Below are 18892 nucleotides of genomic sequence, written 5' to 3' on the forward strand. Positions count from 1 at the left end.
TCGTTCCGGCCAAAAGACGGCCTCCACTGGACGCAGCAAGCTGCGCCGTTTAGCAAAACGTTATAGCGGTCATTAGTATTTTACATTTTTAAGTGAGTCTCAAGTATCCCTTACCTTACTTCGTAGGGGCTTGGTTAAGCAGTTGGATCGTAAATCGCGAGATTCGGCATCGCTAACGTAGTTTCTTTATCGTTGGTGGTATTTAACTACGAGTCTTTTCAAGTTTGGATGTTGTGCTGTTGCTAAGCTTTTGTCGGTGGTGGCAGTGTTTAGAGGGTAATGGGGCGGGGCGGTCTGGTCGTTATTGTCGGCGATAGCTTTGTTAGAGAAATGGGGACGGTTTGTAGGTATGAACGCTGCCTTGCTATAACAAAGTCATCAAACCTGACACTTTTTACTGCATTCCATGTTGTGCATGCCTGCGGCATAATCGCACAACATTACATTACGTAAAAAGTGCAGTTTATAACAACGTTAGGAGTTCATCGTAATCAAGATCGCAGTTTTTCATATTTTAATTCCTGTTGCCTTTTCGGTAGTAGTGGCGATGCTTGGCGCACGGCAAGAATTCAGCGATTTTATAGTTGCGTTATCTGGTGGCGTAATTTTCTATAGCGCGCCACACTTATGTTGGTTGGCTTTTCAGCTCCTAGTCAAACCAAGCAGTATTGTTGTGCAGTCGGGTTATTCCGGTGCTTCATTGGCATTGTTTTTAATCGCTAGTCTCTGGCTTCTTCCTCCGGATCAGTCGGGGTTGCCAGTTCAATGGATGGCGTATTTGCCATTGGCGGCACTACTTATAATTTTATTTTCTGGAGTTGCGTTTATTTTTGTTAAGCTGCGTAGATCCTAACAAAGCAAATCAGTCTGACGGCTTTTTCGTTACTTGCTTTGTGGTTTACGCTACGCTACCACAAAGCAATCCACTACAAAGCCGCAGCTGTTTGCGGCGTTAGGCTCTTTAATCGCGGGTAAATAAATAGGAAGTGATTATGATTAAGTATTCTTTTTGGAACAATAAAGGCGGAACGGGAAAAACTAGTCTTGCTTTCCAGTCGGTTGCTATGTTCGCGGAAAAAAATCCGAATGCGCGTATTTTGGTAGTAGATCTATGCCCACAAGCTAATCTTTCTGAGCTGTTGTTGGGTGGTTTAGTTGGTCAAGGAAGCGCTCAATTACAAAAATTACAAGATGAAATTCCAAGATGTAGCATTGGTGGCTACTTCCAAGATCGGCTACCATCTCCATATTCTATGCCCGCGATTAACGTCCAACAATATATCTGCAAACCGTCCCAGTTCAATCGTAATATTTCAAAAAACATTGATCTAATTGCAGGTGATGCATTAGTTGAACTTCAGTCAAATGCAATTACTACATTGGCGAATACCCAAATACCCGGTACGAACACGTGGTTACAGATTATCGATTGGCTGAATGATTTAGTTAATAAGCTAGATGATGATTATGATTATCTATTTGTTGATGCTAATCCTAGCTTTTCGGTTTATACACAGATCGGTATAGCCGCAACTGATCGAATGATATTGCCAGTAATGGCTGATGACTCTTCGAGAAGAGCTGTACAAAATGCAATAGCGTTAGTTCAAGGGTTGCAACTGCCTTCCGCGACATATGCACAGCATAACTTTGCATCACAGTTAAAAGCAGCAGGAAGAATTCCACCTAAGTTCCATTTGTTTCCGAAAAACCGCCTAACTCAATATATGGGCCCCGCATCTGCCTATCATGCAGTTTTATTGGAAATTGATACTATGATCGGAAATATACTAAAGTCGCATCCCGAAGTGGCAACCTTTAAAACGGTCTCAGATTCAAACGTAGAAATACGAGATTTCCAGACCACGGGCGTGGTTGCATTTGCTCAGGGCATACCCTTTACCCGCTTAAGAGCAGGTAAGCACCAATTACCAGGAAGGGAAGTGCAGGTAAAATCAGACTATTTAACAAACTGTATTGACGCAATGAATGAGCTAGTTAATAAGCTATAGCCTAACAATCATGTCAACCGGACAGTTTTTTTCTACGGCCTTTTGCGAATTTCGCTTCGCTACATTTTATCGCAAAATGCCTCCGCAAAAAACTGCGCGGTTACATGGGCGTTATAGCGGTCTTGAGCATTTTACATTTTTAGGTGAGTCTCAAGTATCCCTTACCTTACTTCGTAGGGGCTTGGCCAAGCAGTTGGATCGTAAATTGCGAGATTCTACATCGCTAACGTAGTTTCTTTATCGTTGGTGGTATTTAACTACGAGTCTTTGCCAGTTTGGATGTTGTGCTGTTGCTCGGCTTTTGTCAGTAGTGGTAGTGTTTAGAGGGGAATGGCGTGCGGCGGCCTGTTCGTTATTGTCGGCAAAGGCTTTGTTAGAGGAATGGGGAAAATTTGTAGGTATGAACGCTGCTTTGCTATAACAAAGTCATCAAACCTGACACTTTTTACTGCATTCCATGTTGTGCATGCCTGCGGCATAATCGCACAACATTACATTACGTAAAAAGTGCAGTTTATAACAACGTTAAGTGGCACTCGCTGAGAAAATGTTTTTCTGCTTAAAATGGTATTAATTAAGAAAATACAGGTATGAAAAAGTTAGTTATAAATCTATTTATTATAATTTTTGCTTGCACGCTTTTATTTATGTCGTATGCCCAGTTTAAGGGCATCTTCGACTGGGCTCCATGGTATGTTAATGGTGCAGATGTATTAGAGGTTGATGGTAAGGTAAAGTCTGTAACATGGAGAGGGGGTAAAGGACGTTGCAATTGTTGGGTAGTACTGGCTTCAAGCGCAGATAAAGTTATATCTTTCTATAGTTATAAAAGTAGTTACACAGGTGGTCTTCCGAAAGTAAATGGTGAGTATTCATTTAAATATCAATTGAATCCGAACCAAGAGAATAGGCCTATCGGTATATATATTTTGAAATCTGGCCTAAGTATCTATAATGCAGAATTATATGCTGGTTTTGGTTTGGCAGTGACTAGCGCCGTATTAGGTACCCTAACTTTTGTTCTATCTATATTTTTATTTATGGTGTCTTTGGGTTACTTTAAAAAACATATTACTTATCCAGAATAACCACTTAACAAAAGCAAGCACTCGGACCGCTTTAAGCTGTCTTCGTTTTTGCACAAAGGCCGCAAAAACGCAGCCATCTCAAACCGTCCGGTGTTGCGGGCGTTAGCTTTCAAAATAAAGTATGGAGTATTAATAAGAATGAATAGGATCTCTTTAGGGTTAGTAGTTTCATTATTTGTTGTCATGATGCAAGGCTGTGCGACTTACACTACTCCAGCTGCGGGGGTAAATATCACTGCCCTTACTGATGATGATATCGCTGAGTTAATGAAAGTTGAACCGGCAAGCTCTTTTCCTGCACGAATAGCCGTAGCCAGAGTCCAGGCTTCTGGATATACGTCCAGAACAAACAATGGTTATGGTCACGGCCGTTATAGCGTGGTTACGACTAGGGACATAGAGGATGAATCAGACTTTGAAAAACTTTCAAGTTTAGTAATGGTGGGTGGCGTTGCTCCTTTAAGCAGGCTTCTGCTACCACCAAATTTAGATTCAATCAAAGATCTGAGGTTATCGGCTGCACGTCTAAAAACAGACCTTATTCTTATTTACTCTGTAGATACCGCATTTCACGTTGAAGGCACACCTCTTGGACCGTTATCTGCAATTACCTTAGGGTTTCTTCCCAATAAAAAAGCATTTGTTTCATCAACAACATCTGGCGTTTTAATCGATGTTCGTACTGGTTTTGTTTACGGAGTAGCTGAAGCGACCGAAAGAGAGGAGCAGCGTACCACTATATGGAACTCTGAGGATGCAATCGATGAAGCAAGAATGGATTCTGAAAAAGCTAGCTTTAAGAGCTTTGTTAGTGAATTTGAGAAGCTATGGAAAAATACATTGGCTCAGTATGCTGTCAAAAAGAGCTAACAAGTCCATCAAGTTTGACGTCTTTTCCGTTGTTTGCTCTGTGGCTTAACGCTACGCTACCACAAATCAAACAACTCCAAAGCCGCAACTTATGGCGGCGTTAGGCTCCCTACAAGGATGAATCGTGAAAATTGAGAAAATTATAATAAAGAACTGGAGATCAATAAAAGATCAAGAGCTTCAAGCTCAAGATTTAATGGTGATAATCGGTCAAAATAATCACGGTAAATCTAATCTTTTATCATCAGTTTTATTCTTCTTTGGCGAAGTAAAACACCAAGATCTTGATTTTCATCATGGCTCTACGGAATTGTTTGTAGAGCTTCAATTTGGTGAGCTAGATGACGCAGACAAGGTAACGTTCAAAAAATACCTCACTTCTGAGAATAAGGTTGTAGTCCGAAAATCTGCATTCTTAGGCGGGAGCTTTGAATATCGTGGCTACATTGAAAACCCCGTTGAAGATTGGCTTCAAGAAGCAAATGCATCTGCATATGCAAAAAGAGAGTTAGCCAGTAGCTTGCCATTTCATCCATTCCTTCCCGATGCTGGTAGAATCACAAAGCAGAATATAATTGATGCCCAAATTGAATATATCGAAGAAAATAGAGAGGAAATATATTTTAGCTTTGAAGTAGAAACAACAAACTTTTTGGGGCTTAAGTCAGTAGCTAAAGGTATATTTGGCGAGGTATATTTTATACCCGCTGTCAAAGAAGCTTCTGACGATTTCACTTCAAAGGACTCTAGCGTTTTTGGAAAAATGTATGCTGACGTTGTAGCACTAATGTCAGAGGACAATAATGATTGGAAAGAAACAAAAGAAAAACTCGGAAAACTTTTCTCGACACTTAATAAAAATGATTCAGACGGTAACGAGAATGAAGATCGCCCCCAGCAATTAGTGGATTTTGAAGAGGAGCTAACTAAAGAACTGATCTCTTGGGGGGCGGAAATAGATATAGAAGTTAGCCCACCAGACATCGAGAGTGTTTTTAAAGCAAATACACAAGTTTGGGTTAACGATGGGGTAAGAACTGATATTAAAAGAAAGGGGCATGGGTTGCAGCGGGCATTAACCGTCGCACTTATTCAAGTAGTTGCAAAAAGAGCAATGGCTGCGGCAGAAGACGAAGATCAAGAAAGTGGCGGAAGTCGTAAGGTTTCTAATTCCAGATACTTTATTTTTGAAGAGCCAGAGCTTTACCTTCACCCTCAAGCTCAAAGGTCTCTGTTTGATTCTTTCGTTGGCCTCTCTGAAACGGGTAGCCAAGTTATACTATGTACTCATTCAAGCGGTCTCATTGATGTAGAGAGATACAAATCAATATATATCGCTACGAAGGACAGCGATTCAGACGAGACCAAAGTAAAGCAATGTACAGAGGACTTATTTGAAGGAGACTCAAAGAAAGATTTCAATCTATCTTATTGGATCAATCCTGATCGCGGCGAGCTATTTTTTGCGAGTAAAGTTGTATTGTTAGAAGGTGCTACTGAAAAAACGGTAATTCCTTTGCTGGCTAAAAAAATGGGTGTGTTCAAATATGAATACACCCTAATCGACTGTGGCTCAAAAGATAATATTCCTCTATATGTCAAACTTATGAATAAGTTCTTGATACCTTATGTGGCTGTCTATGATCAAGACCATCAGGTTCATAAAAGCGAAGATGCCATTGCATCAGCCGACACATCTACACAGAAAATTGAAGATGAAATAAACAGTGATGTTGGTGCATCAATTGTTTTAACAAACGATATTGAAGAGGAGCTTGGATTACCTGCTGGGGGAAGCAGTAAACCTTTTGTGGCGTTAAATCATATAAACTCCGATGGGTTTACCATTAGTGAATCTATGACTTCAAAAATTCGGAGTATGTATAGTTCCCAAGCCTAACAATGCCATCAAATGGACGTCTTTTCCGTCGCTAGATTTTGTGGCGAAAAAGACTGCCACAAAACAATCAACTACAAAGCCGCCATTTATGGCGGGCGTTATAAACGCTCGTAGTTGGTTGTAATGCTTTTACGTGTTTCAATTGAACTCTGAGTTTTTCTGAGAGTTTTGTGGAATAAATTTTAAGCTAAAAGGCCGCCTGTCGGCCGCCAAAGTTTGAGGTTAAGAGTGTTCGTTCTTGGTGCGAGTTATACCAGCCAAGCTAAATTGTTAAAGAGCAACAATATAGCTTGGCTTAGTCAATCGGTTTGTTGCTGGTTGTTTGACTTCGTTCCAACCATCTTTGCGTGGGCTAAGTCAAAATATTGAAGAAGGGTCTTTGAGTAAGGTATTGTGGTCCTCACTAGCAGGTTCAGTGCGGTTCCGCTTATAACAAATTACTTAAACATCGTTCCGGCCGAAAAGACGGCCTCCACTGGACGCAGCAAGCTGCGCCGTTTAGCAAAACGTTAAGTGCTAGTACGTACAGGAAGCAAAAATGAGTAAATACTATCCACCTACATTCGAGGAAGAGCAGTTTCACTGTATTAAATGTGGTGTTTTTGCTAAGCAAAACTGGGGAAGTTTAATAACCCGTGGTCAAGGCAGCGGTACCAGGTTTACGTACTCTCGTTGTAACCACTGTTGGGAGGATTGTTATTGGTATGAAGGCCGAATGATAGTCCCATCAGAAGCGCCAGTGCCTCCGCCACACCAAGATTTACCAGAATCCTGTATAGCTGATTATGAAGAGGCAAGGGATATAGTCGCTCGTTCACCTAAAGCGGGCGCAGCTCTTTTGAGGTTAGTTCTTCAAAAATTAATGGTGGAGCTTGGCGAAAAGGGGAAAAACATTAACGACGATATTGCTTCTTTGGTTAAAAAGGGGTTGCCAATCGAAGTCCAGCAGGCACTCGATTATTGTCGTGTAGTAGGAAATAACTCAGTTCACCCGGGGGAGATTATAATTGATGATGATCCCGCCATTGCGCAGAGCTTATTTGAAATGATTAACTTCATAGTTGAGGTTAGAATTTCTCAACCTAAAAAAGTTGCAGAGCTTTATAGCATACTTCCAGAAGGCGCTCTCAAAGCGGTAGCGAAAAGAGATGCGCCTAAAGAAAGCACTTAACAAGCGCATATTGTCGGACTGGCTTTCCGCTGCGCTCCAAGCCAGCCGCAAATGCGAGCGTTACATGTCAAAACGATGAGTGACCTAAAGCGCATAGAAAAGATATTGGATGAATACCACGATCAAGAATGGGATCTTTGGTATTTGGGGCCATGTGATGAAATAGCCAACATTTCCAGAGAGCTTAGTGATAAGCAGTGGGATGCGTTCATTGAGAGTACGAAGAAGGAAAAGCCTGATGACTGGCGCGTAATGTTAGCGCATTCATTTGTTGAGCATCATTATGGGAAAAGTAAGTCCTTGGTAGCTTTTCAAGTAGTAAAGTGCCGAGGCTATATGGGGTCATACTGTGCGCTCCAATACATGCAAGATTTGCAAGGTGTTCCCGTATGGCTAAAGGGTGCATTGGCAGAAAAAATAAACAGTATGTTGATTAAGGCTGGAGAGCAAGATAAAGTTCTACTAAACAATATTCTGAATGAGTGCCTGGCCAGCATGTAACAAGTCAAAGCACGCGGACTTGGCAAAGCTGTCACCTTTTTTGTTCCAAAAAAGTCGCCAACTTCACCAAGCCGGTGTTTGAGGCGTTAGGGCTGCGCAATTTCAGTGATCGTCGTAATGCCCACCAATTGCAAAAATATAAATTGAATGTTCATCGTATTTATAAATTAGGCGATCTTTTTGGGAGATGCGTTTTGACCAAAAGCCCGCGAGGCTGTGTCTAAGTTGCTCTGGTTTTCCCATGCCTTTGCTTGGATCGTCACGGAGCATTTCTCTCAAAAGTTTGCAAAGAGCTTTGTGTAACTTTTTATCTTTTTCACGAAGCGCTTCGTAGGTTTCCCAAGTTTTACCTTCAAATACCAGTGATCTCATTTATTTGCTCGCTGGTAGGGCTATAGCCGGCGCTTTTGTTGTGAGTTGCCATTGAGTCAGCAATCTGTTTCATTAGGTTGTTGTTTTGTAGAATGTAGAGCGTTTCTTGCTCTCTTTCCCAGTCGTCGGCACTCATTATTACAAATGCCTCTCCGGCTCTGCGGGTTACCTTGAGAGGCGTATGGTTTGTAACTACTTGTTCTACAAAGGTTTTTAGCTTATCTCTAAACTGGTTTACGCTTACTGTATCCATATTTGACACCAAGTGTACGGGGTTTCGGTACAAGTATAGCAGTAAGGCCCTAACAAGGCTATCAACCTGACGTCCAAAGCTACGCTGGTCTTTGGGCATGGCCTACGGCCATTATGGCCCAAAACCAGCTCCACTTTGGCCGCAGGTTATAGCGGCGTTATAAGCGCTCGTAGTTGGTTGTAAGGTTTTTACGTGTTTCAATTGAGCGCAGAGGCCCCTGAGGGTTTCGTGGAACCACTTTTAGGCTAAAAGGCCGCCTGTCGGCCGCCATAGTTTGAGGTTAAGAGTGTTCGTTCTCGGTGCGAGTTATACCAGCCAAACTAAATTGTTAAAGAGCAACAATATGGTTTGGCTTAGTAAATAATTTGTTGGTGGTTATTTGACTTCGTTTCGACCATCTTTGCGTCGGCTAAGTCAGAATATTGAAGAAGGGTCTTTGAGTAAGGTATTGTGGTCCTCACTAGAAAGTTCGGTACGGTTCCGCTTATAACAAATTGCTTAAACATCGTTCCGGCCAAAAGACGGCCTCCACTGGACGCAGCAAGCTGCGCCGTTTAGCGAAACGTTACTTGTCTATTCAAAAAAGTTTGGTGTGTGTTTAAGTTTTGGTAGGGTGTTCCTAAATTCGTCACCTTCCATCAAGTTTAGGTAAGCCACCGTTGGTAGCTTACAGCGTGCTTCGTAGGAGGCAGTTTTGGTAATCCGGTAAAGCTTCGTTGCAAAAAAGCGCAACCAAGCTTTACCTAGCAAAGGGAACTTGCGGCTTATTCCTCCCGTTCGTTCCTTTCTGTTGGTTGCCATAATCACTTGTTGTTTTGGGTCAATTTTATACCTTCTGTTTTGGCTATCTCAAGGTTATAGTTGGGTCTAACCAAAGCTTCAGGCTTTTTAAACAAATAAAGCAATTGGCGTAGCAGTGTAGTTCAAAGCGAGTAGGTGTTTGGTACAAGTAACAAACCAAGCCAGAAGGACTTACTTTGCTGTCGCTTCGCTCCAAAACGCAAAGTAAGCCTCTGCTTGGGGCGTTATGTTACTAAGGAAGGTTTGGTGGAAGAAGAATATTATTTTTGTCATTCCGCATCACTGAGAATATTCTCTGATAGTGGATTGGATTTTGACAAAATCCAATCCAATTTATTATTGGCTCCAGATCATCAACATAAAATAGGTGATAAACGGTTCCCGAATAGTAATCGAAAACCTTATGCTAATGATATGCTCTCATTTGAATCAGGTTTAAGTGATGAAGAGTCACTTGAGGATCATTTGTTAGCTCTTTGGATTAAATTAAAGCCATATAAAAAGTTTATTGTTGGCTTAAAAGCCGAAGCAAAAGTTGATATATTTTGTGGTTATAGAACTGATTGTGAGACCGGAGGTGTAGATATCTCTAGTAAAGCATTAGAAATATTCCAAGAACTAAAAATAAATTTTGCTTTGTCAGTAATCGTAACATAACAAGAAATTAAACAAGGACAAAAAACAGTTGGCTTTTGCTCCTTCGTCGCTTATTTTAGCCAACAATTTTTTGCCTGTTAATTAGGCGTTATAAGCGCTCGTAGTTGGTTGTAAGGTTTTACGTGTTTCAATTGAGCGCAGAGGCGCCTGAGGGTTTCGTGGAACCACTTTTTGGGCTAAAAGGCCGCCTGTCGGCCGCCATAGTTTGATGTTAAGAGCGTTCGTTCTCGGTGCGAGTTATACCAGCCAAGCTAAATTGTTAAAGAACAACAATATAGTTTGGCTTAGTCAATCAGTTTGTTGCTGGTTGTTTGACTTCGTTCCAACCATCTTTGCGTCGGCTAAGCCAAAATATTGAAGTAGGGTCTTTGAGTAAGGTATTGTGGTACTCACTAGGGAGTTCGGTGCGGTTCCGCTTATAACAAATTGCTTAAACATCGTTCCGGCCAAAAAGACGGCCTCCACTGGACGCAGCAAGCTGCGCCGTTTAGCAAAACGTTAGTTTTCAGTACATCACAATGAACAAGGGAATCTTATGGGAAATGGTTTAATTGTATCTGACGTAAAGAAACTTGAGATGATTACCAAGGAAGAGGCTCATCTTGTGTCAAAAGAAATTGTGAATGTGCGGGAGGAAGTTCAGGATTGCCCATACTTAGAAGAGGCGCTAAAGGTTTTACCTGTTAAGGGGTATAGAAGTGCAATTGGAGCTTACTGGAATGCGGTCATTGACGACATTAGACAGAAAATAATTCATAGAAGTTTGGACTTGTTTAACAAAGAGGTTAATCCTAAGAAAACAATAGTTCATTATGAAGATTTCCAAGATCATGTGACTGACAATGATTTAATTGATGGCGCATACAAAATTGGAGTCTTGAGCTGGGAAGGTAGGAAATTAATGCATCAATGTCGTGAAACAAGAAACATGTTTCATGGGCACCCCAAAAGTTCAGATCCTGGATTGCTTAAGGTTTTAAATTTAATATCAGATTGTAATAAGTATGTTCTTTCTCAAGAGTTTCCTCCTTCTATTATTAATATTGAAACTTATCTTACGCAAATGGATTCGGTTGATTATTCGCGTAACAAAATTGCAGTTGATCAAGCATTTACAGATTTGCCCTCAGTATATAAAACTGAGCTATCCAATCGATTCTTGACAACATATATAAGTGAGAACATATCTAGTGACTTACGAGGAAATATCGAGTTTTGCGCTCCGATATTGTGGTCTTCTTTAACGAAAGAGGATAAGAAGCAAATTGGTAAACGTTTTGATAAGCTCATTGTTGAGAGTGATCAAAAAAAGATAGACCGAGGCCTATCATATATCAACTTAGTGGCCGGAATGATGTATGTTAATAAGGCTTCTAGACGAATTATTATAGAGCCAGTAGTTGATGAATTATTTGACTCTTTAGATGATTGGGATAAAGAATCAAAGTTGGTGAGAGAAATCAAACCATTTTCTCGTTTTATTCCAGAAGAATTATTGCCGAAATTTATACTAGCGATAACGAGAACATATGTAGGTTATGAGGGCAGTAGTAGTCGTTTTTCTCGGACTAATTTCTACTCAGACTCAGCTGCTCCAACTATCAAAGAAATGTTTCAATCTTTTGACGTTGAGAGTATAGATATTTTTGTTTCTATAGTTAAAGAAGACACAAAAATTAGACGAAGAATCAAGGGGCAGGGCCAGTTGGATCGACTTAGAATCTTAGCTAATATTCTACTTGAAAATGAAATCGCTTCAGATGATTCCAACGACTTTATTGAAAGTCTATGCGATGAAGATAAAACAGAAGAGTTTTTTACAAAGATCCTTCCTAGGATCAAAAAAACTAACAAGTAGCTGCACCTGACAAATATTGCTACGCTCGTTTTTGTGTATGTCGCGTAGCTCCATTTTACACAAAAACGCTCTCCGCAATATTCGCAGGTGAGCTAAGCGTTATAAGCGCTCGTAGTTGGTTGTAAGGTTTTTCAGATATTTCAATTGAGCGCTGAGGCCCCTGAGGGTTTCGTGGAACCACTTTTAGGCTAAAAGGCCGCCTGTCGGCCGCCATAATTTGAGGTTAAGAGTGTTCGTTCTCGGTGCGAGTTATGCCAGCCAAGCTAAATTGTTAAAGAGCAACAATATAGCTTGTCTTAGTAAACAATTTGTTGGTGGTTGTTTGACTTCGTTTCAACCATCTTTGCGTCGGCTAAGTCAAAATATTGAAGAAGGGTCTTTGAGTAAGGTATTGTGGTCCTCACTAGAAAGTTCGGTACGGTTCCGCTTATAACAAATTACTTAAACATCGTTCCGGCCAAAAAGACGGCCTCCACTGGACGCAGCAAGCTGCGCCGTTTAGCAAAACGTTATGTTTAAAATCGCTATGAACAAAAATATTGTTTTATTTACACTGATTTTGGCGGGGTCTTCTCAAGCTGGCCCTTACTCCACAATTGAAAATTTGAAGTGTAAGCCTGAGAGCGATGTATGTGAAACTCGCGTTAAGATACTGAAAGAAGGTGTTGAGGTCGTCGAAATATCTGGTCTTGAAGGCCCGATAATTCATTCTAGTGAAAATTCCCAAGTTCTATCTTGTGAATCCAATGCAGTTTTCGAAACCAAGGGCATTAAGGTTTTTGGCTACGACGGCAAAGAACTATTCTCATATCCCCATCTTGGGTATCAGCGGGAATGTGGAGTTTTAGCTGAGGGGGCATTGTATTGGTTTCTATACAATATAGTGGAGAATGATAAACCACAAAATAGTGTAGTCGTGCTCAACTCCAAAGGCGAAGTCGTTTTTAGGTCAGGCATAACTGTACTTACAGATTTTGGATTTTCCTACAATGGGGTGCCGCTCACGTTAACAGTCCCTGCACCAGATTGGCCGGGGTAAACATAACAAGGTTATTAACCATCGCCAGCAGGCTGGCTGGACCTCCACTGCGTTGCTTCGTTTGCGGTTTAAAGCTACGCTACCGCAAACAAATCACCTCCGTTTCGGCCGGTTATAACGGCGTTATGGCGGGTTTAAATAATTTGTATATGTCAATTAGCTACATAGTAATTTGAGAGTTCGCAGTTTAGTAAGTGCAATCGTCGAGAAAGAATAAATAGCTTCACTCGGCGCAAGAATCTAGCGAAGTGGTTACAATAGAAAGTATTGGAATAAGGTGAGTCTAAAACTGTTCGTTCCTTGGTTCACCGTTTAAGATTCCCCTGCGAAAAAAATAGGTAGTTCGCATCTTCAAGGCTCCATCAAGAAAGTGCGAATTGTAAGAATAGTAGTTTATACTGGTTGGGTTTTTAATAGGCTAAAGTTCCGCGTTCGCTCCACAAAGAGCGCTGTAGAAAGAAAGTGCCACCCAGCTCATAACAAATCGCTGCACTCGGACGCATATTGCTACGCTCGTTTTTATGTATGTCGCGGTGCTCCATTTTACATAAAAGCGCTCTCCGCAATATGCGCCGGTGAGCTCGGCGTTATAGCGGTCTTTAGCATTTTACATTTTTAGGTGAGTCTCAAGTATCCCTTACCTTACTTCGTAGGGGCTTGGCCAAGCAGTCGGATCTTAAATTGCGAGATTCTACATCGCTAACGTAGTTTCTTTATCGTTGGTGGTATTTAACTACGAGTCTTTTCCCGTTTGGATATTGTGCTGTTGCTCGGCTTTTGTCAGTAGTGGTAGTGTTTAGAGGGAAATGGCGTGCGGCGGTCTGGTCGTTATTGTCGGCGATAGCTTTGTTAGAGAAATGGGGACGGTTTGTAGGTATGAACGCTGCCTTGCTATAACAAAGTCATCAAACCTGACACTTTTTACTGCATTCCATGTTGTGCATGCCTGCGGCATAATCGCACAACATTACATTACGTAAAAAGTGCAGTTTATAACAACGTTATAGCGGTCTTTAGCATTTTATATTTTTAGATGAGCCTCAAGTATCCCTTACCTTACTTCGTAGGGTGCTTGGTTAAGCAGTTGGATCGTAACTCGCGAGATTCGGCATCGCTAACGTAGTTTCTTTATCGTTGGTGGTATTTAACTACGAGTCTTTTCCAGTTTGGATGTTGTTCTGTTGCTCAGCCTTTTTTAGTGGTTGTAGTGTTTAGACGGGCAGTAGCTTGGTATGGCTTGGTCGTTATTGTCGGCGATGGCTTTGTTAGATATATGGGGAAAGTTTGTAGGTATGAACGCTGCCTTGCTATAACAAAGTCATCAAACCTGACACTTTTTACTGCATTCCATGTTGTGCATGCCTGCGGCATAATTGCACAACATTCCATTACATAAAAAGTGCAGTTTATAACAACGTTAAATGTCACGATATCTGAAAGATCTAAACTATTAATGGAAAGAAATATGAAGAAGTTATTACTTATTGGAATTCTTGTAATTTTTAGCACCAATGTAATTGCTGGTGATGTCTGCGATAAGGCGTCTAAAGAGTTTGCGCAGGCTGTCGAGGTATATAAGAAAGAAGGTGGCACAGCTTTTATGAAGCGCGTTCTTAAAAATGGTCCATTAGAAAATGACACGAGATCATTGAGTCAGGCGCAAGCACTAGGGCAAATCGAGCAATTTTTCGGCCCTATAGAAACAGCTTCGGTTTTAAGCACAAAAGCTCTCGGATCAAAATCATGCTATATCATCGGCATATTGGAGTATCAAAATGGGCCAGCTTTTGCGGTAGCAAACTACTACAGTGGCTCAAAAGGCGTTGGTGCTACATCAATGTTTTTCCAAACAGAACCCGAAAAAATATTACCTAAGCAGTTTCTTGTTCAGTAAAACATTTAACAAGCTAAGTCAGCAGGACGCCGCAAGCGGCGCCTCTGCTTAGGGCGTTAGAAATCATATTGGTATTTCCTACCAAGGAGAAAGTACTTGCAAGAAAGTATTGAAAGAGAAGCAGATGCGTGGGATTGGCTCAAAAGTTTTCAAACAGAATTTCCTGGCTATAAAGAGCTCTTTGATTTAAATACAAGATTTAGTCGTGAGCATTCAAAGGATTCCCCATCCGACGAAAAGCTGGAGTCGATTTTAGAGGACTTTCATAACTTGGTTGAAACTAATGGCGTTATTCTTTCTACATCCACTACCGGACGATTTATAAATAGTATTGAGGATAAAGAAGTAGGCTCTAGCGCTTTGAAAGTATTCCTAGGGAAGGCCGATAAGGAATTGGAGGGAACTCTTAGTGCACTTCTATTTAGAAAAGGGCTTAGGAAAAAGCTATTACCTGAAAAGCAGGCATATCTCAATTTACTGGCGGAAATACGTGCTGATTCACGTCGTCAGCTTGAAGCGCTTACCGAAACAGAGCAGGAGTTATCCAACCGTTGTCGAGTATCTGAGCAGTTGGTCTTAGGTTTAGATTCGAGAGTTAAAAAAGCCATAGAAGAAGCGGAGTCTCAAAAAGATACTTTTATTGGTAAAGTTAATAATGAAATTGACCTAAAATTAAAAGATGCAAATTCTGAAGTCCAAGAGAGAATTGATGAATTAAAAAATATACTGAAAGACGAAACAGAATCTGCTAAAGAACGAATTAATAATTTTGTGGCAGCCTATAAAAGTGAAATGCAGCTTCAGGCGCCAGTCTCTTTTTGGGAGGAAAATAAGAAGTTTCACCGGAATAGAGCAAAGTATTTTGGAATTGCGTCGTTAATTATTTCTCCAATTATATTCGCGATGATTACATGGATAGGATGGGAGGTTCTTTCAACGGAGAAGGTGTTATGGGGGAAAGTTGGTGTTGTAATATTTGCCACGTCATTGGCTGTATGGTTAATACGAATATTAGTGAGAATGTATTTAAGCCATAATCACCTAGAGCTTAGCTCTCAAGAACGTATTATTATGACTAAATCTTACTTAGCGCTACTTAGCGAAGGCGGTGCTTCATCTCCTGAAGAGCGACAGCTAGTTCTTCAATCAATATTTAGGCCAGCAGCAACAGGAATAATTACGGATGATGGCGCCCCACCGAATGTTATTGAGCTGATAAATAGAATTCCAACTGGTAGAAAATGATTCTAACAAACGGCTTCACGCAGACGCCCAAACCTACACTGTTTTTGTGGGTTTCGCTTCGCTGCACTTTACCACAAAAACAGCTACGGCTTGGGCGCTGGTGAGCCGGGCGTTATGCAAGCGCCACGTTAAGGAGAATCGAATATGTTTGATGAAAAGGATATAAAAACATACTTACTAATTAGAAAGGGTGTAAAAGCCAATAAATGGTTAAGTTTTTTGTTTATTGTGTTTAGTTTTATTTGTCCGGTATTTGGTTGGGCCCCATTTGATATTCCACCATCTAACATGCCCCTAATTGGATCTTTGTTTGGGGTTCAATTTTTGTTTTATAATACTCCGAAATATGGCGCCGAAGCAGCATGTAGCTTGATCCAAAAGGCTATCAATAGAGACACTGAATCTCTAACTCTTTATGCTGAGCTTAAGAAAAATGGAAAAATAGAAAATGCATAACAAAACGTGCCAGCAGACATTTTGGTCGGCACTCCATTTTGTGTATGGCTTCGCCATTTTACACAAAACTCCACGCCAACCAAAATGCAGCTGCACTCCGCGTTATAAGCGCTCGTAGTTGGTTGTAAGGTTTTTACGTGTTTCAATTGAGAAACGAGCTTTCTGAGAGCTTTGTGTAACCACTTTTAAGCTAAAGGGCCGCCTGTCGGCCGCCATAATTTGAGGTTAAGAACGTTCGTTACCGGTGCGGGTAATGCCAGCCAAACTAAATTGTTAAAGAGCAACAATATAGCTTGGCTTAGTAAACAATTTGTTGGTGGTTGTTTGACTTCGTTTCAACCATCTTTGCGTCGGCTAAGTAAAAATATTGAAGAAGGGTCTTTGAGTAAGGTATTGTGGTCCTCACTAGAAAGTTCGGTACGGTTCCGCTTATAACAAATTACTTAAACATCGTTCCGGCCAAAAGACGGCCTCCACTGGACGCAGCAAGCTGCGCCGTTTAGCAAAACGTTATAGCGGTCTTTAGCATTTTACATTTTTAGGTGAGTCTCAAGTATCCCTTACCTTACTTCGTAGGGGCTTGGTTAAGCAGTTGGATCGTAAATTGCGAGATTCTACATCGCTAACGTAGTTTCTTTATCGTTGGTGGTATTTAACTACGAGTCTTTGTCAGTTTGGATGTTGTGCTGTTGCTCGGCTTTTGTCGTTGGTGGCAGTGTTTAAAGGGTAATAGGTCGGGGCGGTCTGGTCGGTATTGTCGGCAAAGGCTTTGTTAGAGAAATGGGGAAAGTTTGTAGGTATGAACGCTGCCTTGCTATAACAAAGTCATCAAACCTGACACTTTTTACTCCATTTCATGTTGTGCATGCCTGCGGCATAATTGCACAACATTCCATTACGTAAAAAGTGCAGTTTATAACAACGTTATGGCGGGTTTAAATAATTTGTATATCGTTCTAGAGTTCGTCAGAATTTGAGAGTACGAAGTTTAGTAAGTGCAATCGTCGATAAAGAACAAATAGTTTCACTTGGTACAAGAGTCTAGCGAAGTGGTTACAATAGAAAGTATTGGAATAAGGTGAGTCTAAAACCATTCGTTCCTTGGCTCACCGTTTAAGATTCCACTGCGAAACAAAAATGGGTAGTTCGCATCTTCAAAGCTCCATCAAGAAGGTACGAACTAAAATAATAGTAGTTTAAACTGGTTGGGTTTTTAATAGGCTAAAGTTCCGCGTTTGCTCCACAAAGAGCGCTGTAGAGAATAAGTGCCACCCAGCTCATAACAAATCGCTGCACTCGGACGCATATTGCTACGCTCGTTTTTATGTATGTCGCGGTGCTCCATTTTACATAAAAACGCTCTCCGCAATATGCGCCGGTGAGCTCGGCGTTATAGCGGTCTTGAGCATTTTACATTTTTAGGTGAGCCTCAAGTATCCCTTACCTTACTTCGAAGGGTGCTTGGTCAAGCAGTTTGATCGTAAATCGCAAGATTCGGCATCGCTAACGTAGTTTCTTTATCGTTGGTGGTATTTAACTACGAGTCTTTTCCCGTTTGGATATTGTGCTGTTGCTCGGCTTTTGTCAGTAGTGGTAGTGTTTAGAGGGAAATGGCGTGCGGCGGTCTGGTCGTTATTGTCGGCGATAGCTTTGTTAGAGAAATGGGGACGGTTTGTAGGTATGAACGCTGCCTTGCTATAACAAAGTCATCAAACCTGACACTTTTTACTGCATTCCATGTTGTGCATGCCTGCGGCATAATCGCACAACATTACATTACGTAAAAAGTGCAGTTTATAACAACGTTACTTGTCTATTAAAAAATGTTTGGTGTGTATTTAAGCTTTGGTGGGGTGTTCCTAAATTCGAAACCCTCCATCAAGTTTAGGTAAGCCACCGTTGGTCGCTTACAACGTGCTTCGTAATAAGCAGATTTGGTAATCCGGTAAAGCTTCGTTGCAAAAAAGCGCAACCAAGCTTTACCTAGCAAAGGGAATTTGCGGCTTATTCCTCCCGTTCGTTCCTTTCTGTTGGTTGCCATAATCACTTGTTGTTTTGGGTCAATTTTATGCCTTCTGTTTTGGCTATCCCACGGTTATAGTTGGGTCCAACCAAAGCTTCAGGCTTTTTAAACAAATACAGCAATTGGCGTAGCAGCGTAGTTCAAAGCGAGTAGGTGTTTGGTACAAGTAACAAACCAAGCCAGAAGGACTTACTTTGCTGTCGCTTCGCTCCAAAACGCAAAGTAAGCCTCTGCTTGGGGCGTTATAAGCGCTCGTAGTTGGTTGTAAGGTTTTTACGTGTTTCAATTGAACGCTGAGCTTTACTGAAAGTTTTGTGGGATCACCTTTAAGCTAAAAGGCCGCCTGTCGGCCGCCATAGTTTGAGGTTAGGAGTGTTCGTTCTCGGTGCGAGTTATACCAGCCAAACTAAATTGTTAAAGAACAACAATATAGTTTGGCTTAGTCAATCAGTTTGTTGCTGGTTGTTTGACTTCGTTTCGACCATCTTTGCGTCGGCTAAGTCAAAATATTGAAGAAGGCTCTTTGAGTAAGGTATTGTGGTCCTCACTAGAAGGTTCAGTGCGGTTCCGCTTATAACAAATTACTTAAACATCGTTCCGGCCAAAAGACGGCCTCCACTGGACGCAGCAAGCTGCGCCGTTTAGCAAAACGTTATAAGCGCTCGTGGTTGGTTGTAATGTTTTTACGTGTTTCAATTGATCAACGAGCTTTACTGAAAGTTTTGTGGGATCACCTTTAAGCTAAAAGGCCG

General features: G+C 41.2%; 14 protein-coding genes. 12 read left to right on the forward strand and 2 right to left on the reverse strand.

Features of this window, described 5'->3' with window-relative positions:
• Positions 1-992: 992 nt before the first annotated feature.
• From H5715_RS05300 to H5715_RS05325, 6 genes are all read left to right on the forward strand, one after another.
• The gene (locus tag H5715_RS05300; RefSeq protein ID WP_075188181.1) at positions 993-2012 is read left to right on the forward strand and encodes a ParA family protein; all 1020 of its coding nucleotides are present in this window, start codon (positions 993-995) and stop codon (positions 2010-2012) included.
• 590 nt (positions 2013-2602) lie between these two features.
• Complete coding sequence (locus H5715_RS05305) at positions 2603-3100, forward strand: hypothetical protein (RefSeq protein ID WP_075188182.1); 498 nt, start codon at positions 2603-2605, stop codon at positions 3098-3100.
• A gap of 138 nt (positions 3101-3238) precedes the next feature.
• Positions 3239-3970, forward strand: coding sequence for a hypothetical protein (locus H5715_RS05310; RefSeq protein ID WP_075188183.1), 732 nt, complete (start codon positions 3239-3241; stop codon positions 3968-3970).
• Between the two features lie 124 nt (positions 3971-4094).
• Complete coding sequence (locus H5715_RS05315; protein ID WP_075188184.1) at positions 4095-5870, forward strand: ATP-dependent nuclease; 1776 nt, start codon at positions 4095-4097, stop codon at positions 5868-5870.
• A gap of 538 nt (positions 5871-6408) precedes the next feature.
• The gene (locus tag H5715_RS05320; RefSeq protein ID WP_075188185.1) at positions 6409-7041 is read left to right on the forward strand and encodes a DUF4145 domain-containing protein; all 633 of its coding nucleotides are present in this window, start codon (positions 6409-6411) and stop codon (positions 7039-7041) included.
• A 75-nt stretch (positions 7042-7116) separates the two neighbouring features.
• Positions 7117-7542 (forward strand): hypothetical protein, encoded by a 426-nt coding sequence (locus H5715_RS05325; protein ID WP_139309947.1) that lies wholly within the window; start codon positions 7117-7119, stop codon positions 7540-7542.
• Positions 7543-7644: 102 nt separating this feature from the next.
• Here the strand turns inward: H5715_RS05325 and H5715_RS05330 are convergent, their stop codons facing one another.
• Positions 7645-7914 carry a Txe/YoeB family addiction module toxin gene (locus H5715_RS05330; protein WP_075188187.1) on the reverse strand — a complete coding sequence of 90 codons (270 nt, stop codon included), beginning with the start codon at positions 7912-7914 and terminating at the stop codon, positions 7645-7647.
• Positions 7895-8167 carry a type II toxin-antitoxin system Phd/YefM family antitoxin gene (locus H5715_RS05335; RefSeq protein WP_075188191.1) on the reverse strand — a complete coding sequence of 91 codons (273 nt, stop codon included), beginning with the start codon at positions 8165-8167 and terminating at the stop codon, positions 7895-7897. The genes H5715_RS05330 and H5715_RS05335 overlap by 20 nt, the downstream gene beginning before the upstream one ends.
• A gap of 1047 nt (positions 8168-9214) precedes the next feature.
• Between H5715_RS05335 and H5715_RS05340 the strand changes: the two genes are divergently transcribed.
• The 6 genes from H5715_RS05340 (at position 9215) to H5715_RS05365 (ending at position 16117) form a co-directional block, all read left to right on the forward strand.
• Entirely contained in the window at positions 9215-9625 is a 411-nt protein-coding gene (locus tag H5715_RS05340) for a DUF4279 domain-containing protein (RefSeq protein WP_075188189.1), read from the forward strand.
• Positions 9626-10160: 535 nt separating this feature from the next.
• Entirely contained in the window at positions 10161-11483 is a 1323-nt protein-coding gene (locus H5715_RS05345; protein WP_083608276.1) for a hypothetical protein, read from the forward strand.
• 511 nt (positions 11484-11994) lie between these two features.
• Positions 11995-12522, forward strand: coding sequence for a hypothetical protein (locus H5715_RS05350; RefSeq protein WP_075187527.1), 528 nt, complete (start codon positions 11995-11997; stop codon positions 12520-12522).
• A 1465-nt stretch (positions 12523-13987) separates the two neighbouring features.
• Complete coding sequence (locus tag H5715_RS05355; RefSeq protein ID WP_185906602.1) at positions 13988-14416, forward strand: hypothetical protein; 429 nt, start codon at positions 13988-13990, stop codon at positions 14414-14416.
• 96 nt (positions 14417-14512) lie between these two features.
• Positions 14513-15661, forward strand: coding sequence for a DUF6161 domain-containing protein (locus H5715_RS05360; protein ID WP_075185372.1), 1149 nt, complete (start codon positions 14513-14515; stop codon positions 15659-15661).
• A 144-nt stretch (positions 15662-15805) separates the two neighbouring features.
• Positions 15806-16117: a hypothetical protein gene (locus tag H5715_RS05365; protein ID WP_075185373.1), complete on the forward strand. Its 312-nt coding sequence runs from the start codon at positions 15806-15808 to the stop codon at positions 16115-16117.
• Positions 16118-18892: the final 2775 nt, after the last annotated feature.

The organism is Teredinibacter haidensis, from assembly GCF_014211975.1.
In the GTDB taxonomy this organism is placed as follows: Bacteria; Pseudomonadota; Gammaproteobacteria; order Pseudomonadales; family Cellvibrionaceae; genus Teredinibacter; species Teredinibacter haidensis.